The sequence below is a fragment of the uncultured Corynebacterium sp. genome (assembly GCF_937999985.1).
Taxonomy (GTDB): Bacteria; Actinomycetota; Actinomycetes; order Mycobacteriales; family Mycobacteriaceae; genus Corynebacterium.
The window spans coordinates 1-25,359 of record NZ_CALLDG010000156.1 but is presented as its reverse complement, the minus strand read 5'-3'; the positions used below and the strand labels follow the sequence as shown (position 1 = coordinate 25,359).

General features: G+C 63.8%; 17 protein-coding genes. 5 read left to right on the top strand and 12 right to left on the bottom strand.

Translation table 11 applies throughout. From position 1 onward, the window contains the following. Positions 1-50: 50 nt before the first annotated feature. Complete coding sequence (locus Q0331_RS07530; protein WP_298075782.1) at positions 51-2,153, top strand: PhoX family phosphatase; 2,103 nt, start codon at positions 51-53, stop codon at positions 2,151-2,153. Between the two features lie 10 nt (positions 2,154-2,163). Here Q0331_RS07530 and Q0331_RS07525 read toward each other — a convergent pair whose 3' ends face one another. Next, entirely contained in the window at positions 2,164-3,072 is a 909-nt protein-coding gene (locus Q0331_RS07525) for a LysR family transcriptional regulator (RefSeq protein WP_298075781.1), read from the bottom strand. Between the two features lie 184 nt (positions 3,073-3,256). Between Q0331_RS07525 and Q0331_RS07520 the strand changes: the two genes are divergently transcribed. From Q0331_RS07520 to Q0331_RS07505, 4 genes are all read left to right on the top strand, one after another. Beyond that, complete coding sequence (locus tag Q0331_RS07520) at positions 3,257-4,480, top strand: MFS transporter (RefSeq protein ID WP_298075780.1); 1,224 nt, start codon at positions 3,257-3,259, stop codon at positions 4,478-4,480. Positions 4,481-4,640: 160 nt separating this feature from the next. After that, a complete protein-coding gene (locus Q0331_RS07515) occupies positions 4,641-5,210 on the top strand; it encodes a DUF6230 family protein (RefSeq protein ID WP_298075779.1) in 570 nt (189 codons plus the stop codon). Further along, positions 5,197-5,802, top strand: a complete 606-nt coding sequence (locus Q0331_RS07510) for a DUF6114 domain-containing protein (protein WP_298075778.1) — start codon at positions 5,197-5,199, stop codon at positions 5,800-5,802. The genes Q0331_RS07515 and Q0331_RS07510 overlap by 14 nt, the downstream gene beginning before the upstream one ends. Continuing rightward, positions 5,786-6,553, top strand: a complete 768-nt coding sequence (locus tag Q0331_RS07505; protein ID WP_298075777.1) for a hypothetical protein — start codon at positions 5,786-5,788, stop codon at positions 6,551-6,553. Before Q0331_RS07510 ends, Q0331_RS07505 begins: the two co-directional genes overlap by 17 nt. A 9-nt stretch (positions 6,554-6,562) precedes the next feature. Here the strand turns inward: Q0331_RS07505 and Q0331_RS07500 are convergent, their stop codons facing one another. The 11 genes from Q0331_RS07500 to Q0331_RS07450 form a co-directional block, all read right to left on the bottom strand. Next, the gene (locus tag Q0331_RS07500) at positions 6,563-8,155 is read right to left on the bottom strand and encodes an acyl-CoA carboxylase subunit beta (RefSeq protein WP_049049322.1); all 1,593 of its coding nucleotides are present in this window, start codon (positions 8,153-8,155) and stop codon (positions 6,563-6,565) included. A 74-nt stretch (positions 8,156-8,229) separates the two neighbouring features. Then, the gene (pks13, locus tag Q0331_RS07495) at positions 8,230-13,329 is read right to left on the bottom strand and encodes a polyketide synthase Pks13 (RefSeq protein ID WP_298075776.1); all 5,100 of its coding nucleotides are present in this window, start codon (positions 13,327-13,329) and stop codon (positions 8,230-8,232) included. Between the two features lie 97 nt (positions 13,330-13,426). After that, complete coding sequence (locus tag Q0331_RS07490; protein ID WP_298075775.1) at positions 13,427-15,316, bottom strand: FadD32-like long-chain-fatty-acid--AMP ligase; 1,890 nt, start codon at positions 15,314-15,316, stop codon at positions 13,427-13,429. 227 nt (positions 15,317-15,543) lie between these two features. Then, a complete protein-coding gene (locus Q0331_RS07485; RefSeq protein WP_298075774.1) occupies positions 15,544-16,476 on the bottom strand; it encodes a cutinase family protein in 933 nt (310 codons plus the stop codon). Positions 16,477-16,582: 106 nt separating this feature from the next. Then, complete coding sequence (locus Q0331_RS07480) at positions 16,583-17,146, bottom strand: DUF732 domain-containing protein (protein WP_298075773.1); 564 nt, start codon at positions 17,144-17,146, stop codon at positions 16,583-16,585. 32 nt (positions 17,147-17,178) lie between these two features. Continuing rightward, positions 17,179-19,149 (bottom strand): alpha/beta hydrolase-fold protein, encoded by a 1,971-nt coding sequence (locus Q0331_RS07475; protein ID WP_298075772.1) that lies wholly within the window; start codon positions 19,147-19,149, stop codon positions 17,179-17,181. A 498-nt stretch (positions 19,150-19,647) separates the two neighbouring features. After that, on the bottom strand, positions 19,648-20,661 hold the full coding sequence (locus Q0331_RS07470; protein WP_298075771.1) for an alpha/beta hydrolase family protein: 1,014 nt from the start codon (positions 20,659-20,661) through the stop codon (positions 19,648-19,650). Positions 20,662-20,982: 321 nt separating this feature from the next. Next, positions 20,983-22,011: a decaprenyl-phosphate phosphoribosyltransferase gene (locus Q0331_RS07465; protein WP_298075770.1), complete on the bottom strand. Its 1,029-nt coding sequence runs from the start codon at positions 22,009-22,011 to the stop codon at positions 20,983-20,985. Next, on the bottom strand, positions 22,008-22,610 hold the full coding sequence (locus Q0331_RS07460) for a phosphatase PAP2 family protein (RefSeq protein ID WP_298075769.1): 603 nt from the start codon (positions 22,608-22,610) through the stop codon (positions 22,008-22,010). The genes Q0331_RS07465 and Q0331_RS07460 overlap by 4 nt, the downstream gene beginning before the upstream one ends. Positions 22,611-22,683: 73 nt before the next feature. Further along, positions 22,684-24,747, bottom strand: a complete 2,064-nt coding sequence (locus tag Q0331_RS07455; protein WP_298075768.1) for a glycosyltransferase — start codon at positions 24,745-24,747, stop codon at positions 22,684-22,686. Between the two features lie 248 nt (positions 24,748-24,995). Beyond that, on the bottom strand, positions 24,996-25,359 hold a 364-nt coding region (locus Q0331_RS07450), incomplete at its 5' end, for an ATP-binding protein (protein WP_298075767.1).

Below are 25,359 nucleotides of genomic sequence, written 5' to 3'. Positions count from 1 at the left end.
CTGCCGACGAACTCTGACATAGACTGACGAACACTGAGGAGAGATCCCCCATGGGCCTTAAGGGTCGCAACCTGCTGAAGAAAATGGACTTCACGTCCAGCCGTTCCCACCGCACCTGCGTTTACAAGTGCGGCGACGCTTGCTCCAAGCCGGTGAACAACAAGTCCGACAACAACTACTTCATGGACCTGATCCAGGGCACCTTCTCGCGCCGCACCGCACTGCGCGCCGGTGGTGCCGCGGTGGTCACCGTTGGCGGCGCTTCCTTCCTGGCAGCTTGCAGCGACGACAACGGTGAGGGCAACAACGCCAAGGGCGGCAACGGCGAGAACAATGGCGGCTCCGGCAACAGCGCAGACGCTCCGGACGGCCTGAAGTTCGAAATGGTCGAGCCGAACACCAAGGACGAGGTCGTTGTACCAGCGGGTTACAAGTCCGACGTCGTTATCCGTTGGGGCGACCCGGTAGAGGAGGGTGCCGAGGAGTTCGACGTAGACAACCAGACCGCCGAGCAGGCCGCCAAGCAGTACGGCTTCAACTGCGACTTCGCCGCTCTGCTGCCGATCGAGGGCCAGAACAACCGCTTCCTGCTGGTGTCCAACCACGAGTACACCACCCCGCAGCAGATGATCCCGGACTACGACCTGGAGAACCCCTCCAAGGAGCACGTGGACATCGAGCTGGCCAACCACGGCATGTCTATCGTCGAGGTTGAGGGCAACGATAAGGACGGCAAGCTGAAGCCCGTCATGGGCAAGTACAACCGTCGCCTGACCGGCACCACCGAGTTCGAGCTGCGTGGCCCGATCGTTGGCCACAAGCTGGTGAAGACCTCTGACGACAAGGAAGGCAAGATCGTCAAGGGCACCTTCAACAACTGCTCCGGTGGCGTGACCCCGTGGGGCACCATCCTCTCCGGTGAGGAGAACGTTGACCAGTACTTCGCTGGTGGCGAGAACGTTAAGGACGAGAAGGTCCGCGAGCGCCTGAGCCGCTACGGCATCGAGGACGCCAAGACCGCTCGTCAGTGGGAGAAGCACTACGATCGCTTCGACGTGACCAAGGAGCCGAACGAGCCGAACCGCTTCAACTACGTGGTTGAGGTAAACCCGTGGGATCCGAAGTCCACCCCGGTGAAGCACACCGCTTTGGGCCGCTTCAAGCACGAGGGCTCCAACATCCACGTCACCAACGACGGCACCGTGGTTGCGTACTCCGGCGACGACTCCCGCTTCGAGTACATCTACAAGTTCGTCTCCTCCCGCAAGATCCGCAGCGGCAACACCGACAAGGATCGCGAAGAGAACATGAAGATCCTGGACGAGGGCACCCTGTACGTTGCCACCTTCGAGGGCAACAACAAGGACTTCGACCCGGAGAACCCGCCGAAGGGCGAGGAGTGCGACGGCACCGGCAAGTGGATCAAGCTGGTCACCGTCAAGGAGGACGGCTCCGCAGAGTCCCACGTCGACGGCATGTCCGCCGAGGAGGTCATCATCTTCACCCGTGAGGCTGGCGACAAGGTCGGCGCCACCAAGATGGACCGCCCGGAGGACGTCGAGCCGCACCCGACCACCGGCAAGATCTACGCTGCGATGACCAACAACAAGTACCGCGGCGTGCAGGAAGAGGGCAAGGACTACGAAGAGGTCAAGGAGTACGCCCCGATCAAGGAGAACAAGAACGGCATGGTTCTCGAGATCGAGGACGACTTCACCGGCGAGGAACTCAAGTGGAACCTGCTGCTGGTTTGTGGTGACCCGGACGAGGCCGAGACCTACTTCGGTGGCTTCGACAAGTCCAAGGTCTCCCCGATCTCCTGCCCGGACAACGTCACCTTCGACTCCTTCGGCAACCTGTGGGTCTCCACCGACGGCAACGCCCTGGAGTCCAACGACGGCCTGTTCGCCGTCGCCCTGGAGGGCGAGACCCGCGGCCTGACCAAGCAGTTCCTGACTGTCCCGGCTGGCGCCGAGACCTGTGGCCCGCTGGTATTCGACAAGCGCGTGATCGTTAACGTCCAGCACCCGGGTGAGGACGAAGAGGCTACCGTCAAGACCTCCACCTCCCACTGGCCGGATGGCGGCGATTCCATCGCCCGCCCGGCGACCGTGGTTGCCTGGAAGGACGACTTCGGCACCATCGGCGCTTAAGGTTCAGCGCCTAGCCGAAGCGCAGCCTGCCGTCGCGCCGGACCGCCTGGTCCACGACGAACGCGCGGAACGCCTCGGCGGCGGGAGCCGACCGGGCCCGCGCGCTCCAGACCATCCCCAGCTCCCTCTCGCGGTCTTCCTCGAGGGGGAGCATTTCTATGCCTGCCACCACCAGGTTCGGGTCCCCCATCGGCAGCAGGGCCACGCCCAGTCCGGCGCTTACCAGCCCCGCCATCGTGGTCAGCTCCATCGACTCAAACACCAGGCGTGGCCGGAAGCCCGCCGCGGCCGCCAGATCGTCCAACAGCATACGGGTTCCGTACCCCGGCAGCATGGCCACGAAGGGCTCGTCCGCAGCCTCCGCGATGCTGATGCTCGTGCGCCCCGCCCAGCGGTGGTGCGTCGGCACCGCCATCGCCAGCCTCTGGGTCGCCAGCTGCTGCCACCGCACTTCGCCGGCCTCCACCAACACATGCGGCTTCGGCCCCACCATCGCCACGTCGGATTCCCCGGCGATCACGCGATCCGTCAGGGGCCGCGCAGCGCCCTGCACCAGCTCGAACCTCACCTGCGGATGCGCGTTCCTGAACTCTCGCAGCAGCTGCGGAACCATCCACGTTCCCAGCGAGTGCATGAAGTCCACGCGCACGGTACCCCGCTCCGGGTCCATCAGCCGGTGTACCTCGTCGACTCCTCGCTGCCATGCTTCGTCGGCCTCGCGGGCGTGCCTGGCCAGAGCGGCTCCGCATTCGTTCAGGGCAAGGTGCCTGCCGTTGCGGTCGAACAGCTCCGCTCCGAGTTCTTTTTCCAGCGCCGATAGCCGCCGAGAGAGCGCCGACTGGCTGATCCCCAAGCGCAGCGACGTATCCACCATGTTCTGGGTCTCGGCCAGGTCCAGGAACCACGTTAGGTCTTTCACGCTCTGTACCTTCCTTCTTGCCTTTCTTTTTGACGCCCACACTTCAGCATATGCATCTTTCGGGACAGTTAGCGCTGCTTATTGCATTTAGTGAATTGATACTGATTGCGTCACACTAGACACAGCAATCGCCGGACATAGACCGCCGGAGGATCACCCGGATGCGCAGGAAGGAGCTTCATCGGTGACGGACACCCTCACAGACACCGCGAACACCAAGGATATTCGCCCCCTCACCCCGGAAGATAAGGGCTACAAGATGGCCCTCATCGCCTCCTTGTGTTCAGGCCTGGCTTCGTACAACGCTCTGTACGCCACCCAGGCTGTCCTCCCGGCGCTATCGGAGGACTTCGGCATTTCGCCCTCACTGGCCGCACTGACGGTCTCCGCCACCACGGGCGGCCTGGCGTTCATGGTCATTCCACTCAGCGTGGTTTCCGAGCGCTTTGGCCGCCGCCGCGTAATCCAGGCGTCCGTCCTGGTGGCCACCCTCCTTTCCATCGCTCTGGTCGCCCTGCCCTCAATTCAGTCGATCATCGCACTGCGCCTCCTGCAAGGCTTCGCGGTGGCGGGCGTTCCGGCCGTGACCATGGCCTTCCTCTCCGAGGAGATCGACCGCAGCTACCTTCCCCGCATCATGGGGTTCTATATCGCGGGCAATTCGCTCGGCGGCCTGATCGGCAGACTGATCCCGGGAATCGCTCTGGAGTTCACGGACTGGCGCATAGCCACCCTGCTCAGCGCACTCTTCGCGTTTTCGATGGCGCTTGTGACCACCTGGGTGCTGCCACAGCAGCGCTTCTTCACCCCGAAGAAGATCACCCTGTCCCACGAGGTGCATGCTTTCGCCAACCACCTGCGCGACCCGATCCTGCTGAAGCTCTTCCTGTTGCCTTTCCTCCTGATGGGCAGCTTCGTTTCCATGTACAACTACATGACCTTCCGCCTGATCAATACCTTCGGCCTGCCGGAGTCCCTGGCCGCGCTGGTTTTCGTCATCTACCTGTCGGGCACGTGGACCTCCACGCGCACGGGCAAGTTGGTGAACCGCTATGGCCAGGCGAAGGTCGTGGTCGCCTGCATCGCCTTGGCTCTCGCAGGCCTCTTGCTGGCTTTTATCCCGACCGTCGCCACCACGCTGGTGGCGGTGCTCATCTTCACCGCAACCTTCTTCCCTGCCCACTCGATTGCTAGCGCGTGGGTCGGTGAGGTCGCACAGCAGGATCGCGCAGAGGCTTCTAGTTTGTACATCTTGAGCTACTACCTGGGGTCCTCCCTCATCGGCTGGGTCTCCGGTTACTTCTTCGCCCATGGCTGGGTTTTGTTTATCGGATGGTTGATGCTGTTGACCCTCATCGCCCTCGTCACCGCCTTTGCCGCCATGCGGCGCGATAAGACTGTTTCTTAATGACGCCCCTAGCCCCAACCCGCACCCTTTCAGCAGGCTCTTAGCCCTTGCGTAGATAACACTTACGCTCGCGGATTTGCGAGAAAAATTATTAGAACTATCAGATCTTTTTAGATAAAAAACCTCCCACTTACCCAAAAGTGTGTTTAAGATCACCCGCATGGGACATACACGCAAACTACGTTTCGCATCAATCCTCGGCGTGGGATTGCTAGCCACCGCGGGCATGGGCGTCGCCGTTGCACAGGGTGGCGTGTCGGCCCACCTAGCGCTCTCCGGCACGATTTTTAACATGCATGTCGCCGAGCTGGACGGTAAGGGCTTCGACCTCTTCACCGACGTCGACAAAATGCACAATGGCGACCAGGCCATCTCCCGCCTGCGCATCAAGGATGCGAAGGTGACCGACGTCTGTATGACGGCGCCAATCAAGATTCCCGGCATTGGGGATAGGAAATTCCAAATGACCGTTCCCGGCCAGAACTTCTCCGCCGAGAACATGCTGATCGGCGCGCGCAAACTGTCGGGCGATCTGACTCTGACGAATCCGCAGATCGGCATTAACGCGGGCAAGGTCGACAAGGACGCGCCGGATGGCGCTTGGGGCATCGTGGCCGATTCTCTCTCCGCGAAGGGGCAGGGCATCGAGGCGACATCTCTGTCGGCGGACAAGATGACCGCCGGCGGCAGCAAGATCGCGATTGTGGAAAACGACAATGCCGAGTGCTAACCCCGGCACGGATCCCAACACGAACCCAGAGCTCAACCAAACTACCGAGCTAGATCCGAACTACGACCCCGATCTGGATGACGACCTGCAGCCAGACCTGGAAACAGACGCCGATCAAGGCGCCGTATATAACGAGTCCGAGGAACAGGACGTTCCCGCGTTTAAGAACACCCGTGGCTTCGGCAACTGGCGCCGTCGTCGTCCATTTGCGGCCGGCCTATTCATGCTGCTGTCGGGAATCATCATGATCGTCCCGGCATACCTGTCCTTCGAGGTATCGAACATTGTCATCCAGGTGTCCACGATCTCCGGCGTGTCCACGCTGCTGATCGGCGCCTTGTTGATCACCTCGGCACTGATGACGTGGTTCAAGCCAGACACTCGCCTACTCACGGGCGTGGCCTCCCTGATCCTCGGCATCGTGGCCCTGCCTATGTCGAACATCGGTGGCTTCGTTCTGGGCACCCTGTGCGCCGTTATCGGCGGAGCCCTGGCACTGTCGTGGACGGATCAAGAAAGGGCGCCTAAGGGCGTCAAGAAGAAGGGTAAGAACAAGGGCAGGAAAAGGAAGGTAGATGAGCAAGCAGCGTAAACGCGGCAGCATTGCTAAGGCCGTCGTCGCCGCGGCATCAATGTGTGGGCTGGTGGCGGCACTGACGGTCGAGACCACGCCGAGCGCCGAAGCGCAGCTGCAGCTCCCACCCCTGCCGCCGCTGCCTCCGCTTCCGGGGCAGTCTCAGGGCGATGCACCGGCGCCCCCGGCTCTCCCGCCGCTGCCGGATCTGCCACCACCGCCGCCACCGCCCGAGGTGCCGGAAAACCTGCGGATGGACCTCACCCCGCCGGGGCCGATCGAGGGCGAAAAGCCGATCCAGCAGGGCACGTACATCATCAAGGCGGATAACACGCGCCTGCTTGGACACGTGAAAATGTCGCTGATTCAACAGTCCACCCCGCAAGGCCCGAAGCCGGCGCTGCGCATCGACGCCGACAAGGCTGTTCTAACGAACCTGTCCGTGCAGTTCCCCACCGCAGGTGCAGGCCCGGAAGGTGGCATCTGGCAGCGGACCGGACCAGGGCAGACCACCACGCTGACCGGTAACTTCCACATCGTGGTGAGCTCACTGGAGGTCACGCCGCGCGTGGCCGGGCTGCCGCTGATCCCGCTGCCCATCGACGCAAACATGGCGCCGAAGGAGCTGCAGGAAGCCGCCAAGAAGATCGGCCTCGGCACGCCGGACGCGCTCTCCGATCACTTGGAGATGACGAATGGCACGATGCACACCTACTTCGTGAAGGCAGACACGCTGAAGCTGCCCGCAGGAACCAACATCGGCCTGTAGGGCAGCCGGCTACATCGGCATGATGGTGTGCTTCTTCGGAGTATCCACCACCTGCTTGTTGCGCAGCTGGCGCATCGCCTGGCGCAGGCGGATGCGGGTCTGGTCCGGGGTGATGACGGAGTCCACGTAGCCGCGCTCGGCCGCCACATAAGGGCTGGTCATGTTCGCGTTGTAGAAGTCCATGAACATCTTCTTCGCCGCCGGGCGCTGCTCTTCCGGCATGGCGGCCAGGGCCTTGCCCTGCATCATCACCACGGCGGCCTCCGCACCCATCACTGCAATCTGCGCCGTCGGCCACACTAGGTTGATGTCCGCGCCCAGGTTCTTCGAGCCCATTACGGCATAGCCACCGCCAAAGGCCTTGCGCACGACCACGGTCACCTTCGGCACCGTCGCCTCCACAGTGGCGAAGCCCAGCTTCGCTCCGCGGTGGATCAGGCCGGCTTTTTCCTGCTCCACGCCGGGCATGTACCCGGGTGTGTCCACGACCCAGACGAGGGGGACGTTGTAGGCGTCACAAATACGGATAAAGCGTGCGGCCTTATCCGCAGCCTCGGCGTCCAGGCAACCGGCCAGCTCCATCGGCTGGTTGGCCACCACGCCCACCGCATGGCCGTCGATGCGTGCGAAGGCGGTGACGACGTTGGAGCCGTAGTCGCCCTGCACCTCCAGCACGTTGTCGTCGTCGAAGATGCGGGTGAGCACCTCCATGATGTCGTAGCCCGCGTTCGGATCGTCCGGGATGATGTCGTTCAGCTCGAAGTCGCGCTCGGTGAGCTCGTCGTTCGGCGCCCAGAACTCCGGGGTCTCGTCGAAAGAGCTGGATGGTAGGAAGTCCAGCAGGTCCTTGACGTAGTTGAAAGCGTCTTCCTCGCTGGTTGCGACGTAGGAAACGTTGCCGTTGCGGGCTTGTTGGCGCGCCCCGCCGAGCTCTTCCATCGAAATCTTCTCGCCCGTCACCGATTCGATGACCGCCGGGCCCGTCACGAACATCTGCGTGCGGCCTTCGACTGCCACCACAAAATCGGTGGTCACAGGCGCGTACACGGCACCGCCGGCGGACGGGCCGAGCAGGATGGAGATCTGCGGGGACTGGCCGCTCAGCGGCAGCTGACGGCGGGAAATCTCGGAGTACATCGCCAGGGACATCACGGCATCCTGAATACGGGCGCCGCCGGAATCGTTAATGCCGATGACCGGGCAGCCGATGCGGATGGCCATGTCCATGACCTCGCAGACCTTCTTGCCGAAGGTCTCGCCCACCGAGCCGCCGTACACCGTCTTATCGTGGGCGTACACCGCCACGGTGCGGCCGCCGACCCGGCCGTAGCCGGTGACCACGCCGTCGCCGTAGGGGGCATCCTCCTCGCCGGGGGTGCGCCCCAGCGCGCCGATCTCCACGAACGTGCCCTCGTCCAGAAGCGCGTCGATGCGCTGGCGGGGCGTGGTCAGCCCGGCCTCGTCGCGCCTGGCCTTGGCCTTCTCGGAGCCCGGGTCCTGCGCCTGTTCCAACCTCCGGTGCAGCTCCGCCAGCTTCTCGGCGGTAGCGCCGGTGGCTTCAGTGCCGTTGGCGGCGGTTGCTCCCTCATCGGCAGCAGTCACAGTGAAAGTCCCTTCGTTTTCGACAAACCCCTTCTACTAAGGGGCTATCTATTTAGTCGCCGTCCGCGTTTCAGCTAAGCGCCGTCCACAATGTGCTTGGCGATCACACGTCCCACTTTAGAGATCTCTGGCTCGTCCACAATAGCCAGGTGGTCGCCGCGCAGCTGGACGATCTCCAGATCCTCGACGATCTCGCCCCAGCCACCGTCCGGAGCCACCTCGGCGTAGGCAGGTTCCAGCTCGATCGCGCCGTCGTGCATCCGCTCCGCACGGAACAGCGTGACGGGTGCCTTCACCTCCGCCCAAGCTCGGAAGTCCAGGGATTCCAGGATGCGGTTATCCACGAAGCTGGCGCGCTGGTGCTCCAGCACGCCCGCGGGCAGGCCCATTCCCTTGGCCTCCGGGGAGGTAAGGAACTGCTGGAACATCTGCATCATCACGCCCTCGCCCTGCTGGTCCAGCAACTCGTGGGGAACCTCTAGCGGCAGGCCGTAAGTCTTCTGCGCAAACGCCGCGTAACGATCCCAGCGCGCGTGCATCTCTTCCTTCGTATCCGGGGCGGGGTTCTTCGGCTGCACGGTGTCCAGCAGCACGATGCGCTCGACCTCTGCGCTCGGTTCGCCCGCCGCGGCGCGCTTACCCAGCTGGTGGGCAACTTCGTACGCCAGGGCGCCACCGAAGCTCCAGCCTCCCAGCAGAACCGGGCGGCTGTCGGCCAGCTCAACAATCTCATCCAGGTAAGCCGCCGCGCGGTCCGCGAGTTCGCCTTCCAGGCGCTCCACGCCGTAGACCGGCACGTCGTCCGGCAGGCGGCGCATCAGCGGCGCGTACACCACCGAGGACCCGCCGGCCGGGTGGAACAGAAACACCGCAGGCTGGGTGCTGCCTGCAGGGCGCGCCCGCAGCACGCGGATGTTGCCCTCGACTTCGCTTTCGAGGCTGCTGCGCACCTTCTCGCTCAGCGGCTCGAGGGTTTCAGCGGCCAGCACATCGTCGGTGCTAACCTCCGCCCCGGAGCGCTCGGACAGTCGCTCCGCGATGCCTCGCGCCTGTTCCTCGTCGATGCTCGGCAGCTGGCTCGTCACGCCCTGGGCGGCCTTGCCGGTGACCTTTGCCCAGGTGGCGAAGACCAGCCGCTCACTCGCGTCGCGCGGTGCCACGCCGCCGCCGGTCGCGGTGTAGTCAGTCGCTGCGCCGTCTTCTTCACCACTATTTTCTGCGCCTTTGTCTTGTTTAGTGACGCCACCTTCTCCCCCGGCAGCGGCCTCAGCACCGTCGGCAGCATCAGCACCGGCAGCATCGGTGCTGTCAGCGTTTGCGTGACGCTCCGCGATCATCTGCTCCACGAGCGCGATCACGTCGTCCACGGAGCCATCGCGGAGTGCCTGAACCTGCAGCGGTGGCAGGTCGAAGTCGTACTCCACGCGGTTCTTGATGCGCATGCCCATCAGGGAATCCAGACCCAAGTCGATCAGCGGCAACTCGCCCGGCAGATCCTCGATGTCATAACCCATGGATTCGGAGACGATGGCGCGCAGGCGATCCCCGGCGGACTCGCCGGAGTTCGGATCCCAGCGGTCGGCGGACTCGTCAACCTCGGGCAGCGCGTTGCCCGCGCCCCCCTGTGCGGAATTGTCAGCGGAGGAAGCGGTCGGCGCCCCGTTGGCCTTGGCGGTGGCTGGGGCCGAGGCGGCGTCAGCACCCTCAGCACCCTCAGCCCGCTTAGCACCATCAGCGCCCAGAGCCCCAACCGTACCACCGAGAGTAGCGACGAAGGCCTCCGCGACCAGCGGCATTGACTGCGCACCGGGCGCATCAGCGGCGTAGACGGACAGGGACCAGCCGCCGAGCGAACCGGCGGCGATAGTCGTCAGCTGGCCCGCCGTCGGCAGCGGGGAGTGCTCGCGGGTGGCGGCTACGGTAGCCCCATCGGCGAGAACTTCAGCCGCAGCTTCGGCCAGCAGCTCGATGCTCGGCACATCCTCGGCCGGAACGCTGAAGACAACGCGGCCGTCGGGCAGATCCACGCGCGCGCCCGGCAGATCCACGGCAGGGCCGGAAGACGGGCGGGCGCTCGTCCAGTGACGCTGCAGGTTCCACTGCGTGCCCGGCACCTTCGGCAGGCTCACGCGGGAGCCGCCGGCCAGGGCCTTCAGATCCAGGTCCGCGCCCTGCACGTACAGCTCCGCGAGGGCGGACAGCAGGGTCTGGGAAACCGGCTCCTTGCGCTTGAGCAGGAACATCAGCTTGGAATCGCTGGCGTTGTGTGCGAAGGAGTTGTTCATCAGCGGCATCAGAGCCACCGGGTTCGGGGAGAACTCGATGAAGGTGCGGTAGCCATCGTCGAATTGCTTGCCCGTCGCCTCGGAGAACCAGACGGGCTGGCGGGTGCAGCGCAGGAAGTACTCGGCATCGTGGACAACCTCGCCCGGCTGGTACACGCGGTCACGATCCACGGTGGAGTACAGCGGGGTGTGGATCGGCTGCGGATCCAGGTCGCTGATCTCGTAGTGGAGCTCGCCCAGAATCGGATCCAGCATCGAGGTGTGGCCCGCGCCCTTGACCTTCAGCAGGCGGGCGAACTTACCCTCGCCCTCCAGATATTCCACCAGCTTCTGCACTGGCTCGGCGGGGCCGCCGACGGTGGTCATGCCCGGCGCGGCGTACACGGCGGGCTCCACCTTGGCGTACTCGGGGTGCTCAGAGGTGAAGGTAGCTAGCTCCTCCACGCCGAACTCGACCACTGCCATGGCGCCCTGCTTGTCTTCTGGCAGCAAGCGCTCGCCCTCGCCCATCAGGCGGGCGCGATGGCAGGCAATGCGCACGGCCTCCTCGGCGGTGATACCGCCCACGGCGTAGGCCGCCGCGATCTCGCCCATGGACTGGCCGACGACTGCGGCGGGCTTGGCGCCCAGGGCGCGCATGAGGTCGTTCAGTGCAATTTGCACGCAGGTGATGCCCACCTGGGCGCGCTCCGTGTCGTAGTTCTGCGCGTCGTCCAGCACCATCTCGACGAAAGACCAGCCGGATTCCGCCTGCACGACCTGGTCCAGCTCGTCCAGGCGGGCGGCGAAGAACTCGGAGAGCTCGTAGAGGTCCTTGGCCATCTTGCGGTGCTGGGAGCCGAAGCCCGAGAACACCCACACCGGGCCATTAGCGGAGGGCGAGTCGGCGGTCTTCACCGTCGCGCCCTGCTTGCCGGCGGCGATGCGCTGCAACCCGGCGATGGCTTCGTCGAAGGTGGCGGCGGAAACCACGCCGCGGGAACGGCCGTGGTTGTGGCCAGCCAGCGCCAGGGCTACGCCGCGCAGCTGGTCGGCCTCATCGCCTGCCTTGGTGAAGGATTCCTTGTTCTGCTCCAGGTACGCGGCCAGTGCTTCCGCAGCCTGGCGACGACGGGAAGGCAGCAGCCCGCTGACGGGCAGCAGCACGCGCGGGGCCTCGCCCGCGGCGTCCTCGCGATCCAGGCCGATGGGGGCAGCGGAGTTTGCAGCGGTCGCCCCAACGCCCGCCGCGGCCTCTTCTTCCAAATTCGGCGCCGCGATGACCACGTGCGCGTTCGTGCCGCCGAAGCCGAAGCCGGACACACCGGCGATGGCGCGCCCGGAGTACTCCGGCCACTCGCGCGGATCCTCCACGACCTCCAGGTGTTCGCGGTCGAAATCGATGTACGGGTTCGGGCCGCTGTAGTTCAGGCTCGGCGGCAGCACGCCCTCGCGCATTGCCAGCACGACCTTCATCACGCCCGCGACGCCCGCGGCGGCCTCGGTGTGGCCAAAGTTCGTCTTCGCACTACCCAGCAGCAGGGGCTCGGCCACGTCGCGTTGGCGACCCAGGACAGTCCCCAGGGCAGTGGCTTCGATCGGGTCGCCCAGGATGGTGCCGGTGCCGTGCGCCTCCACGTAGTCCACGGCCTGCGGATCGATCCGCGCGTCGGCGTAGGCGCTGCGCAGAACGTCCACCTGCGCATCCGGGTTCGGGGCGGTCAGGCCATTGGAGCGGCCGTCGGAGTTCACCGCCGAACCCTTGATCACGGCCAGCACGTTGTCGCCGTCGCGGCGCGCATCCTCCAGGCGCTTCAACACAACCACGCCCGCGCCGTCGGAACGCACGATGCCGTCGGCATCATCACTGAAGGCACGGATGCCGCCTGTCGGGCTGAGCACGCCGAGCTCGGAAAACGCCACCGTTGCAAAGGGGCTGCATAGGAGGTTGACGCCACCCGCCACAGCGACCTCAGAATCACCATCGCGCAGGGAGCGCACCGCCTGGTGAATTGCCACCAGCGACGAAGAGCAGGCCGTATCCATAGCCACGGACGGGCCGCGGAAGTCGAAGGCATAGGACACGCGGTTGGCGATGATGGAGCTGGAGTTACCAGTCAGTGCATAGGGGTGTGCCTCTGCCGGGTCGGCGGAGATCAACATGCCGTAGTCGTTATTGGTGTTGCCCATGAACACGCCGACGGGCTTGCCGCGCAGTTGATTGGCGGGAATGTGCGCATCCTCCAGTGCCTCCCACGTCAGCTGCAGGATAATGCGCTGCTGCGGGTCCATGTTCGCAGCCTCCAGCGGGGAGAGTCCGAAGAACTCCGCGTCGAAGGAGGCGATGTCCTCGATGTAGCCGCCCGTCAGCTGGGCCTGCTCCATGCGGCGAGTCATCTCCGGGTCGCGGGAGTACTCCGACCAGCGGCCGGCGGGCAGCTCGCCCACGCCGGAGCGGTAGTTGGAGAACAGCTCCCACATCTCATCCGCACTGTCCGCTCCGGGGTAGCGCCCCGCCATGCCAACCACAGCAATGTCGCGCTGGCCCAGTGGAAGCGGGCCACCTGCGCTGGCAGCCGCGCCGGCGGAGGTGGTGGCGTCACTACCAAGAACAACGCCGGAACCACGGCCCTGCATCAGGTGCTCAGCCAGGGCGGCAATGGTGTTGAACTCGTAGGCAATCGTCGCATCGAGGGTGGTGCCCAGCAGGCGCTCCAGGTCGCCGGACAGGACCACGACGTCGCGGGAAGACAGGCCGAAGTCCTGCATCGAGCGTTCGTCGGAGATCTCCGCGGCATCCAAACCGGTGGTGTTCGCCACCCAGGTGCGCAACCACTCCCGCATCTGCTGAATAGTGGCGGGGCGGGATTGCTGGTCAGCCGTGGGGGCGCCCTGCTGGTTGTCTGCCATGGAAGGTCGCGTTTCCTTTCGTACCGGGAGGCCTTATTGAAGGCATGAGTGAGTCACCGTAGCGCTACATTTTAACGCGCCGAGGTCGCTTTATGGATTAAGCGCCCAGCGTGCCCTCCAGATACGCCTTCGCGGCCACGCGGCGGGCGATCTTGTTGGCGGATGAACGCGGCAGAGTGCCCGGCGCGATGATGCGCACGTCAGACGGCTGCACGCCGTGGGTGGCGGTGACGGCCGCGCGCATAGCCTCGATTGCCTCCGCATCCCCGTCCTCGCTGGCGTCCGGATCGCGCTCGGCGACGATGATGAGACCCTCGACGGACTCGCCGTCGGCGGCACCGCTTGCGGAACCACCGGCCTCCACGGCGAAGGCGGCGATGACGGCCGGCGCGGTCTGCTCGGTGGCCTCGTCGGCGGTGGCCTCGATGTCCTGCGGGTAGTGGTTACGGCCAGCGACGATGATGAGGTCCTTCAGGCGTCCGGTGATGAACAGGTGACCATCCACAATGACGGCCAGGTCACCGGTGCGCATCCAGTTGTCCTCCGGAGCGTCGCCCGCACGGCTGTCGGAATCCAGGCGGTTGGCAGCCGGCAGGGAGTTGCGGAACGTCTCCTGGGTTTCGTCCGGACGGTTCAGGTAGCCCGCGGCCATGTTGTCGCCGTGGACCCAGATCTCGCCGACGTTTCCATCCGTCAGCTCCTTGCCGGTCTCCGGATCGACGATCGCAATGGTCTGCGGGGCACACACTTGGCCCAGGGAGACCAGGGAGAGGCTGTCTGCGTCGTCCGTGCTGCCTTCCACGGCGGTGCCGTCGGACAGCTCCTCTCGCTTGAACCACTTCGTCAGGGGACGCTCGTCAGTCTGCGGAGTGGTGACCAGCAGCGTGGCCTCGGCCAAGCCGTAGGACGGACGCATGGCCTCCTTCTTAAAGCCATAGGGGCCGAAGGTATCCAGGAACTTCTGCACGGAGCTGTGGTGGACCGGCTCGGAACCGTTGATGATGCCGTCGATTGCGGACAGATCCACGTCGGCCAGCTCTGCGACCTTTGCCGGGTCGGCGTAGCGCACGGCCAGCTCCAGGGCGAAGTTAGGCACGACAGTGTAGACGTTCTCTTCCTCGCTCTGGCGGTTCAGCTGGCGAACCCAGCGGGTCGGGTCCTGGATGAAATCACGCGGGGACATCAGGTCGAAAGGCAGGCCCAGGATGATCACGAAGGCGGACAGGATCACGCCCATGTCGTGGTGTAGCGGCAGCCAGGTGCTCAGGCGCAGCGGAGTTTGCAGGTTCGCTGCCTTGAAGATCTGCAGCACGTTGGTGACGATCGACTTGTGGGTAAGCACCACGCCCGCCGGGGTGCGCGTGGAGCCGGAGGTGTACTGCAGGAACGCCTCCTCGCTGGACTTCGGCGCCAGCGATGGGTCCGCCATGATGGCGGCCATGGGGTTCTGCCAGTCGTCGGCCAGCGCATCCGGCAGCGCATCCACCGTCAGCACGCGGGGGCGCTCGGTGGTGGGCGTGGAGGCGAAGTGCTTGCGCACGGCCGTGGCGGAGCGCTTATTCGTCAGCACCACCGTCGGCTCGGAGGAACCCAGCACAGCAGTCAGGTGGCCGGTGTGGCCCGGCTCGTTCGGGTCATACAGCGGCACGGGCACCATACGGGCGTACATCGCACCCAGGAAGGCGTACATGTACTCCGGGGAGTTATTGGCCAGGATGGCCACGCGGTCGCCGGGCTTGGCGACCTGCTGAAGACGGACACACACGGCCTTGATGCGGGTGTTCACCTGCGCGCGGGTGATCTCGTGCACCGTGCCCTCGCGGGACTCGCTGAAGTCCCAGTGACGGATCAGCACGTTATCTACCGTGCCCTCCATCTGCGCCATGGTGTAAAGCATCTCGCACATGCCGGAAAGGGTGAGCTGATCGGGGACGTTGATGTCGCCCTGCTCATCGTAAAACTGGCCCATTGCTGCAGTGATGTCCACGCGGGTCTCCTCTACTTATCCACTCGGTTCAAACGGTATCGGGTTAGCTACCTAGCTCCAACGCCATAGCTCTAACACCATAAACATTTAGTTTCACTTGTGAAACACATCGTACCGGGCACCGCTCCTGTTACCCGGCAATTTCGCATTCCCGTGTGCCGTGTGCCCCCACCGCTCGAGCACACGGCCACAATAACCTCAACATGAGCCCGCCGAAGCGGCTGTAGCTACTGCACGCGCTCGTTAATCAGATCCCGCGCCCATCCAACGATGTATTCCGGAACAGTCTGGCCCTCCACGACCTTCCCGTTTGTCGCATACTCCGCATGCACAGCGTTGGCGGCCACCAGGTCCTTGGCTCGCACAAGAGCGTTGCCCAGATCCGCTGGGGCGTCACAAATAAGATCCGCAGGGGCGCAGTAGTTATTCACCCGATCGTTCAGTTCGCCGAACCCATCCGGGCGCGGGCCGCGCATCGTAGCGCCCGGCACGATCGTCTGGATCAGTCCGCTCACCGGGTTCAGCGCAATCTCCGCACCAGTGCCGCGGATGCCCTGCGCGCCAACGAGCTTGCCCTTGTCCAGCTCCTGCCTACCGTCGGCGATCAGCGACACTCCCAGCACCCGGTCGGCGGGCACGGGGCCGCGCCCATTGCCGATTTCTCCTGCCAGGTCACCAGTAATCACCGCTCCCTGGCTAAAGCCGGTCAGGATGAAGGACGTTGCCGGACACTTCTCGTGCATCACCCGCAGCTCCTCCTTCATCCGCTCGAAACCTTGGTTGCGGGAATCGTCGTAACTCATCTCGTGCTGCGCGTTCATGTTGCGGAACTGTGCGGTGTACGGCAGGGTCCACACCTTCACCTTGTCCGGAGAAAACTCGTCGGCCAGCGGGCGGGTGACGTTCAGCATCAGCGAGTGAGGGTTGGCGTGCGGCGCCAGCGGATCGTCGTCGGCCTTGGATTCCCACGTGCCCGGCGCAGCCAGCACCTCTACGTCCACGCACCCGGGCGGGTTCTGCGCCTCCGGGGCGGGCGGAGGGGTGGGCTTGCCCGGCCCCGGACCATCAACATCGTCGCCGGTGAGCAGCCAATTGCCCACGCCCACGACGATGAGCGCAAGCAGGACCAGCACTGCCAGGATGGTCAAAACCTTCTTCATAGCTTCTTTCTAGACCTTCCTCTAGAGCTTTTAGAGCTTCTAAAGCAAAACCAGGCTGCCCTCGCCACCTATGGCGGACAACCTGGTTATCGGAAACGAGTGACCACTAACAATACGCGGATTTCGCGGCCTCGCGAATAGCGTCCTCGGCCTTCTTCGGATCGCCGTCGATCACACCATTGGCTTCCAGCTGTCCCGCAGCCAGCGGAGTATAAACATCGGCTTGCCCGCCGCCCTCGGCGGTGCAATGCGCGTGACCAGCTGCGATGAGCTGATCCTCCAGGCCGCCGATCTCCGCTGCGTCGTTGGCCTTCGCCAGGTCGATGCCGCTGTCCTTCAGGCGCTTCAGGAAGTCCTTGTCCTGATCGCTGCGCTGCGTGCCGGAGGGAATGTTGTCAACCTCGTCCACGGCGCCATCCTGTGCCGGGGCGCCATCACGGTCACCGGCGGGTTCTGGGGCGTCATTACCTTCCGAAGAACCAGATTCGCTGTCTTCGCCGTCCTTAGCGTCCTTGCCGTCGTCGCCGTCGGACTTTTCGGTCTCGGACGCGGACTCCGTCACCGAAGGCACCGTCGTGGACTCCGCCGAATTGTCGACCGTCTCATCGCCGCCGCACGCCGTCAGCGTGGCCAGCGACAGTAGCGCCGCACACGCGGCACCGGCGGCCACGCGAAACTGCCTATTCTTTGTGACGCCCACAGTTAGAGCACCTCAACGCGTCCGTTGACCTCGCGGATCTCGCCGTGCTGGAACTTGATCCGAGTTCCGCCCGCCGGGATGTCCTCGTGGTCGCTGGTCGGGTAGCCGAGCTTGCCCTGCTCCCAGCCGCGCTTGCCCCACTCGTCGAATACGTTTCCGTAGTAGATAACGTGCGCGCCGGTGAACGGGGACCAGTAGATGTTGCCGTGCTCGAACTCGGAGAAGCGGCCGCCCTTGATGGCCAGCTCGCCGCTCTTCGGGTTGCCCAGCTTAGAGGTCGCGCCACCCAACTGCAGGTACTTCTCGGCGATCTTGCCCTGGACGTAGTTGGTCTTGTTGTCCTTATCGCGGATGATCACGCCGTTCTGGTACTTCTGCATGTAGCTATCGCCGACCTTCTCCAGCTCGGAGATCGGGTAGCCCAGCGGGCCGTTCTCCCAGCCGGTCTTGCCCCACTCATCCATGAAGTCCTTAGGCACAGCGTGAGCACCAGTCTCGTGGGTCCAGTAGATCGCACCGTTCTCGAAGGTGGTGAAGCGGCCACGGCCGTTGGAGATGACGTGCTCCTCGGAGGTCGGGTACCCCAGCCAGGAATCCGGCCCGTTCATGGAGGCGTAGTGGGCGCCGATGCGACCCCACACGAAGTGGGCGCCAGTCTTCGGGGACCAGTAGGCGCGGCCGCCGCGGAAGTCCTGCACCTTGCCGCCGTCCTTGGCGTCGTACTCGTTGGAGATGCAGGCACCCAGGGTCTCCGGGGCGTTCTTCATGTTCTCCGCGATGGCACCGCCAATCTTGCACTTCGCACCGCGGTCAGCTTCCGGGATGCCCAGTGCGTCCGCGATGTGCGGCCATGCCTGGATCATCTCGTACTGCCAGTACGGCCAGTCGTGGGTGCCGGAGGGGCGGAAGGCCGTGATCGGCTTCACGCCGGCCTTCTTTGCGTACCTGACGAAGGTCTCGGTGGTCATGCGGGACATGGCCTCCAGGCCGAAGCCGGCCATGTTGGAGGGCATGCCTGGGATGGTGCCCGGCTTGTCGTACTTGCCCGCGTTGCCGTTACCTGCGGAGACGTAGACGGTCATGTCCTTCAGTGCATCCACGCCCAGCTTCGGGTCGTGGTCGATCCAGTCCTGGGAGCCGAACTCGCCCCACATCTTCTTGGCGTCGTAGCCGTTGCCGTCGTTGGTGGCGTAGGCGATAGCTTCCGGCATGCCGTAGGAGGTGGTGTCCAGGTAGCCAGAGAAGGAGCCGACGAACTTCCACATGTCCGGGAAACGCTCGGCCAGGTTCATTGCGGCGGTGCCGCCCATGGACAGGCCGGTGATCGCGCGATCCTCGTTTGCACGCCAGCCCTCGCGCAGCACCGGGGGCAGCTCCTTGGTCAGGAAGGTTTCCCACTTGTAGTGCTTGCCGTTCTCCGGCTCCTGCCAGTCCGTGTAGAAGGAGGATTCGCCGCCGACGGGCAGAATCACGTTGACGTTGCGGTCCGCGTACTGGTTGGCGATGTTGGTGGACAGGGTCCAGCCGGACTCGTCCTCGCGGGCGCGCAGGCCGTCCAGGGCCCACACGGTCGGGAACTTGCGGTCGGGCTGGGAGTACCAGTCACGGGCCAGCAGGATCTGCACCTTGATGGGCTTGCCCGGCATGGCAGCGGAGTTGATGAAGACGTTGGCCCAGCGCTCGGTGATCCACTCGACGCGGTCCACGCTCACGCCCTCCGGCAGGCCTTCCAGGTGCTGCTCGGTGACCTGGCGCGGGGTGCGCTTCGGAATGCTGTCCGGATCCAGGTAGCTGGTGCCGGATCCCGGCCCCATGGAGCCGCCGAGGGAGCTCTGCGCGGTGGCAGCCGGCATCATTGGCATTGCCAGCGCAACGGAAAGCGGCAGAGCCAGGATTGCCGAGCCCATACGGCGGGGGCTGCGGGCGGAGCGAGTGCGACGGGAGAGGTTCGCTGCAAGGCGCATAGTCTTCATTCTTTCTGTTGCTTTTTGGTTGTTTTAGTAGCTTTGGTGGCTTTAGCTGCTGTGGTCTGGTTGGTTCGAAGCAGGTTCCCCTCCTGCTTCGAACACCACCGGGCGCTTCTTCAGGCCATTCTCTATTCACGTTTACGTCTATCGCGACCTGGATCTTCTCAAGCTTTTCACGCTTGTATCGCAGGTGCGCTTCTAGCACGTGAGCAATTATGGCAAGCAAAAGCGCTTTCACATGGACAACACGCGGAATATTTAAAGTTTTACTTGAGGGTTAGCCTACCATGTTGCCAGTGTTACTTATGTGACTCTTGATGTTCTTTATTATTGACGCCCTTACACCTCGTTCGCCATTAAGCCTCAATACCCCACTAGCGCGACCCACACCCCAGCCGTCATGGACGCACCTCACACACCTCGGACACGCAAAAAGCCACCGTCCCGGCTGGTAACCAGGACAGTGGCTTCAAAAGCTTTAGTTAAAGCTGGAGCGACCTAAGTTTAGGCACCCAGTGCACGCAGAATGTGCGGGCGAGCCTTGTTCAACTCCGCATCCCAGTACGGCCATGCGTGCAGGCCGTTGATCGGGTAGCTCACAACCGGACGAGCACCAGCCGCGCGAGCGGCCATCTCAAACTTCGCGGTGGAGGTGCGTGCCATCCACTCCAGGCCGATACCCGCAGCAACACCGCGCGGGTTTTCCAGGAACTTCTCGCCGCGGGACGGCACGCCACCGGAGGCGGCCAGGTACAGCGGCATGCCACGGAAGCGGCCAGCCTGAACGGTCGGGTCATTGCGGAAGCGGCGCGGGTCGACCGGACTGCCCCACATATCCCAGATGTTCGCACCCTTGTCAGCATCGGACATCGCGTACTGGATTCCGGCGTACATGCCAGGCCAGGTCGGGTTCAGGTAACCAGACAGGGAGGTCGCCTGCTTGAACTGGTTGCGGTGCCATGCAGCCAGGTTCATTGCGGCAGTACCGCCCATGGACAGGCCAACGATGGAGTTGCGGGTCGGGCTCACGCCGAAGTTGCGCTGCAGGTAGCCCGGCAGCTCGCGGGTCAGGAAGGTCTCCCAACGCGGCTTCTTCGGGCCACCCTTACCGCCGTACGGGCCCATCCAGTCCGTGTAGAACTGCGCCTGGCCGCCGACCGGCATGACCAGGGTCACGTCGTCGTTGACGAACTTCTTCACAGCGTTGCCCGACCAGACCCAGGCGTTCCAGTCCTGGCGTGCGCGCAGGCCGTCCAGCATGTAGACGCCAGCGTTACCGCCGCGGGAAGAGGGCTTGATCTGCACCTGGATCTTCTGACCCATCGCCGGGGAGTAAACCCAGCAGTTCTGCAGGTAGTACTTGTGCTTGCTCCAGTGGCAGCCCGGGCGCAGGTGGCCACGGTTGTCAGCAGCAGCGGTGGGTGCAGTGACAACGGCCATGCCCAGCGCGGTGGCAATAGCTACCAGGAACGCAGTGAGCTTGGAGCCCAGACCCTTGGTCTTAGTAGTCGTGTTCATGTAGTCCTAAATGTCTTGAAACGTATTTGACGAGAGGCGCGCCAAAGGCCCGCCCCGAAACACAGGATGCGTGTACGTTACCAAATCTTTACGATCGCACTCAATGTGATGATCGAATCCCTTTCACGAAACGCTACACCCCTAAACCTATCTCAGCAGATTCTTAGAACCATCTAATCACCTGCTTCCCTCGCTTCACTCGCACCACTGCAACCCCACCACTCGCAATCTGGAAACCCAGCACACCCCCCGAAAGTGCAGAACGCCGGCTCCCCCACAAAGGAGAAGTAGGCGTCACAAAGAAAGAACAGAAAGCTAAACCTAGAACAGCGGCACGATGTACACGGCCATCGCCACACAAAACAGCCAGGCCAGAGCCAGCAGCTGCAGGGTGCGATCCTCGAGGGCGATCTCGTCGGGCGCGCCGCCCTCACCGCGGTCAACGTCCGCGGCATAACGCAGAATCGCGATGGTAAACGGCACCATCGAGACTTGGTACCACACGGCGGCCACACCGGACTCGACCGTCTGCGCCAAGCCAAAGCCCCACAGCGCGTAGCTCAGCACCACGGCAGTGGCGGCCAGGGTCCAGACAAAGCGCAGGTAGGTCGGGGTGTAGCTCTCCAGGGACTTGCGGATCTTCGCACCCGAACGCAGCGAAAGCTTCAGCTCCGCGTAGCGTTTACCCGCCGCCATGAACAGCGAGCCGAAGGCCGCGACCAGCAAGAACCACTGCGAAAGCAGGATAGAGGCAGCCACACCGCCGGCCATCGCACGCAGCATGAAACCGGAGCTGACCAGCGCAATGTCGATGACCGGCTGATGCTTCCAACCGAAGCAGTAGCCCAGCTGCAGCGCGATATACACTGCCACAACAATCGCCAGGTTCGTGCCCGACGAGGCCAACAGCGAGCCACCAATCGCCGCAATGATCAGCACCACCGACATCGCGTACGCCAACCCCACCGGCAGCACACCCGCCGCGATCGGGCGGAAGCGCTTGGTCGGGTGCGCACGGTCGGCCTCCACATCGCGGGCATCGTTGATCAGGTAGATCGAGCTGGCCGCCAGACAGAAGGCAATGAATGCGATCAGCACGTCCAGCAGCACGCGGCTGTGGAAGAGCAGCTCCCCGCCAGCAGCCGCAGGAGCCGCGATGACCAGCACGTTCTTGACCCACTGCTTCGGACGCAGCGCCTTGATCATCGCCTCCGGCAGGTTGCGCGGCGGGCGCAGCTTCTTCGTTTCGGTGGCGGTGCTGGTCGCCTGGTTGGGATCTTCCAGCCCGGACGTGTGTGGCTCTGCGCCGATCAACGGCTCCGTGCGGCCGTTGCTAGGCTGTTCGCTCACTGGCTTTTCTCCTCACTGTTTTTCTTTGTGACGCCCCCACGTCCCCCATCGACAACCCTGCGCACGGCAATGGCCGTGGCAGCGCCGATGCAGCTTCCGAGGGCGACGTCAGAGGGATAGTGTACGCCCAACACCATGCGCGACAGCGCCATCGCTGGGATGCCCACGAGGGGCAGCGTCCCGGTGCGGTTGTTCGCCGACTGGGTAAAGGCCACGAGGGCGGCGGTGGAGCTGGTTGCGTGCGAAGACGGGAAGCTGAGCTTCGAGGGAGTACCCACGCCGATCTTAATGCGCGGATCGTGCGGGCGGGGGCGGCGGATGATGCGCTTGAGCACCACGCTGGCGGCGTGTGCCAGGAAGGCGCTGACGCCCACGGTCAGCCATCCGCGGCGTTCCGGCCCGTCAGCGGGCTTGCCTTGCGCGGCGGCCAGGCCGTAGCCCAGGGCGGCGGACCCCATCCAACCAAGGGCGTGCTCACCGAAGTGGCTCATGCCTCGGGCGGTGGGCAGCACTCCCGGCTTGTCGGTCAGCTGCTTTTGCAGTGCGACCAGCAGGTCGGATTCGCCCAGCGGGTCGCCGCTTACGCTTGTGGCGCTCATCGTATCTGCGTTGTCCTTAGTTTCAGTAATTCCAGTAATTCCAGTCTGGATCTTGTCCGTTAGTTCCGGGGGGTTACTTTTCAGCCGCGCGCTCGGGCTCGAAGATCTGCGCCCAACCTTCCCGACTGGTCAGGTACGGGTGCGCTGCCCGGTAGGCATCGCGGAGCTCGTCGAAGCGATCCGCGACCTGCTTCTGCAGGCGCATAGACTCCTGTGCCAACGCGAGCATTTGGCCGCGGTCGCGCTTGCGGTACACCACTCCCTTGCCATCAGCGGTGGTCACGGTCGCCCCGTCCACTCGGGAGAGGCTGAACCAGCGCGCCTCGATGGGCGGGAGGTTCACCTGCGGTGCGTGGTGGTGGCGGGCGTCGGCGGGCTTAGCGTTGTTCAGCAGACCCTTGGCAAGCGTGACAATCTTGGCCTTCTTGCTCAGTGGGATGCGCGTGAGACCCGCCGGGCCGCCCGTCGCGGCGGGCAGGTCGGTGGCCGACGGGATGACGACCGCATCGGAGTAGTTCTTACGCATCTTCGCAATGCGCGGCAAAGAAGTCTCCAGGATGTCGAACAGCTGATCCGGACCAGCCAGGAAGTCCTTCATCGCCTCGTTCTGGATGGCGACGGTGGAGTACTCCAGGCACAGCAGGTGCTTGGCGGTGGCCTTCGCCATCGAGGCAACGATGCCGCGCGGGCTTCCATCGTGCTGGATCGCAGCGACAATCAGGCGGTTACGCAGGTGGAAGTATGCCTGCCAGTCGATCGCATCGTCCTTATCGGACCAGGCCATGTGCCAGATCGCGATACCCGGCCAGGAGGCGGTCGGGAAGCCAGCATCCTTCGCGCGCAGGCCGAACTCGCCGTCATCCCACTTGATGAACAGCGGGAGGGGCTGACCAATGGTTTTCGCGACGACGCGCGGGATCATGCACATCCACCAGCCGTTGTAGTCAACGTCGATGCGGCGGTGCAGATCCTTGGAGTTCTCCGAACTATTCGGGGTGCCGTAGCCCTTGCTCACCACGTCCCGGGCCACCGGCGCGATGGGCTGGCCTGCCGCGTTGTGGGCAGCACCATCACCCAGGTCACGCAGCGGGTGCTGGTAAAAGTCGTGGTCGTAGTGGGTGTGGGGTGCGGCGGTCCACATGAAGGAGCCACGGTCGATGACCTCGCCCATGGTGTGCAGGTGGCTGCGCTCCTGCAGGTTCAGCATCTGGCCGCCGATCAGCATCGGGGACTTCGCGTAGCGAGCAGCCGCCAGGGCGCGCAGAACGCTATCGGGCTCGATGGCGATGTCGTCGTCCATGTACAGGATGTACGGGCTGGTGGTACCTCGCTCCTCGTGGAGAGCCTCGTACATGATGCGGGAGTAGCCGCCGGATCCGCCCAAGTTGCCCTGTTGCACGATGTGCAGACGGTCGCCGAAGTGCTCCGCAACCTCGTCGAAGTCCGGTTCGTCGGCGGGGTGTTTGTCGCCCTGGTCGGGCATGATGATGGCCTCGATGCGGCCATCGACCTCGGGGTCGGAAGCGAGTGCGTGGAGTGCTGCGACCGCGTCGGCCGGACGGTTGAACGTTGGGATGCCGATGGTGACGCTCGGCTCAGCGACCGGCAGCGTCTCGTCTTCGAAGATCTGCTCGCCGGCCTCGACGGTGGCGTACCAACCCGCGGAGTGCAGGCGGGTTTCCTTCTCGCAGGTCAGGTCGAACCAGATCCAGCCTCCGTCCTCGAAAGGAGCCAGGGAGACAGTGAACTCGGCGATTCCGTGGCCGTTTTCGTCAGTTTCGATCTGGGCGCCCTCGATGCCAATGCGGGAGCCGTCGTACTTGGAGCGGTACAGGTCTACGCGGGCCTCACCAGTGATTTCGATGCGCAGCTTGACCTCGTCCAGCTGGGACCAGCGGCGCCAGTAGGAGGCGGGGAAGGCGTTGAAGTAAGTCTCGAAGGAAGTCTCGCTGCCCGCGGGCAGGATCGCTTCGGTACGGGAGATGGCGTTTACGCGGCCGGGGGTGGTGGCCTCGTTCTCTACGAAGTACAGGGAGCGCACGTTGCGTGGTTCGCCACGCTTCGGCAGCAGAATGCGTGCTAGGCGGGTGGCGTCGAACCCATCGTTTGTATTGGCTTTCACTGGCTGAGCGTTCATTTGCTGAACACAGACCTCCGCATAGGCAATAAAGACATTGGAATATACCCGATTATCCACGAAAGCCCGTCACAAGAGCTTGTGCGACACAGCCCCAGTTCAGCCCGAGTTGGGCTCTTAGTCGAGGTGCCCCCGCTTAGCAGCTGATAACTTCCCACCTGACATAACACTGTGGGATGTTAAGCGGGAAGCTAGGTGCTATGCTGTCGCCGCACCCTCATCTAGCTGCAGTTTTCCACTCTTTTCCACTATCTACCAGGGTTCTTCCGATCTTCGAGCATTCGATAACGCTGCTTCGGGCTCCGCGCAGGTTCCGTTCGCTCTACCAAACCTTCACTAATCAGAGCATTGACTGCTTTTTGAACAGCTGTCCGGCTCAACTGGGTTTTCCCTACAATTTCGCTAGTCGAAGAAGAGGACCCCTCTTTTAGAATTGCCAGAACATGGTCCCGCGCCGTTGTATACCTCTCCTGGGTAGCAACCCGCCGACGGTGGAATATTATTGTGAAACTATCAAGCCGATTAATGTACTCAGGTTTTGGCATAAGAGCGTCTTCCAAGGACTGATTAATCGTTGCGATACCCGTACCACGATTTTCCGCCACGCGCCCC

Coding starts and splice junctions, on each gene's coding strand:
- Q0331_RS07505 (WP_298075777.1), top strand. CDS start 5,786: ATGAGCAAGCAGCGTAAACGCGGCAGCATTGCTAAGGCCGTCGTCGCC.
- Q0331_RS07455 (WP_298075768.1), bottom strand. CDS start 24,747: ATGAACGCTCAGCCAGTGAAAGCCAATACAAACGATGGGTTCGACGCC.
- Q0331_RS07460 (WP_298075769.1), bottom strand. CDS start 22,610: ATGAGCGCCACAAGCGTAAGCGGCGACCCGCTGGGCGAATCCGACCTG.
- Q0331_RS07515 (WP_298075779.1), top strand. CDS start 4,641: ATGGGACATACACGCAAACTACGTTTCGCATCAATCCTCGGCGTGGGA.
- Q0331_RS07530 (WP_298075782.1), top strand. CDS start 51: ATGGGCCTTAAGGGTCGCAACCTGCTGAAGAAAATGGACTTCACGTCC.
- Q0331_RS07470 (WP_298075771.1), bottom strand. CDS start 20,661: ATGAACACGACTACTAAGACCAAGGGTCTGGGCTCCAAGCTCACTGCG.
- Q0331_RS07475 (WP_298075772.1), bottom strand. CDS start 19,149: ATGAAGACTATGCGCCTTGCAGCGAACCTCTCCCGTCGCACTCGCTCC.
- pks13 (WP_298075776.1), bottom strand. CDS start 13,329: ATGGCAGACAACCAGCAGGGCGCCCCCACGGCTGACCAGCAATCCCGC.
- Q0331_RS07510 (WP_298075778.1), top strand. CDS start 5,197: ATGCCGAGTGCTAACCCCGGCACGGATCCCAACACGAACCCAGAGCTC.
- Q0331_RS07485 (WP_298075774.1), bottom strand. CDS start 16,476: ATGAAGAAGGTTTTGACCATCCTGGCAGTGCTGGTCCTGCTTGCGCTC.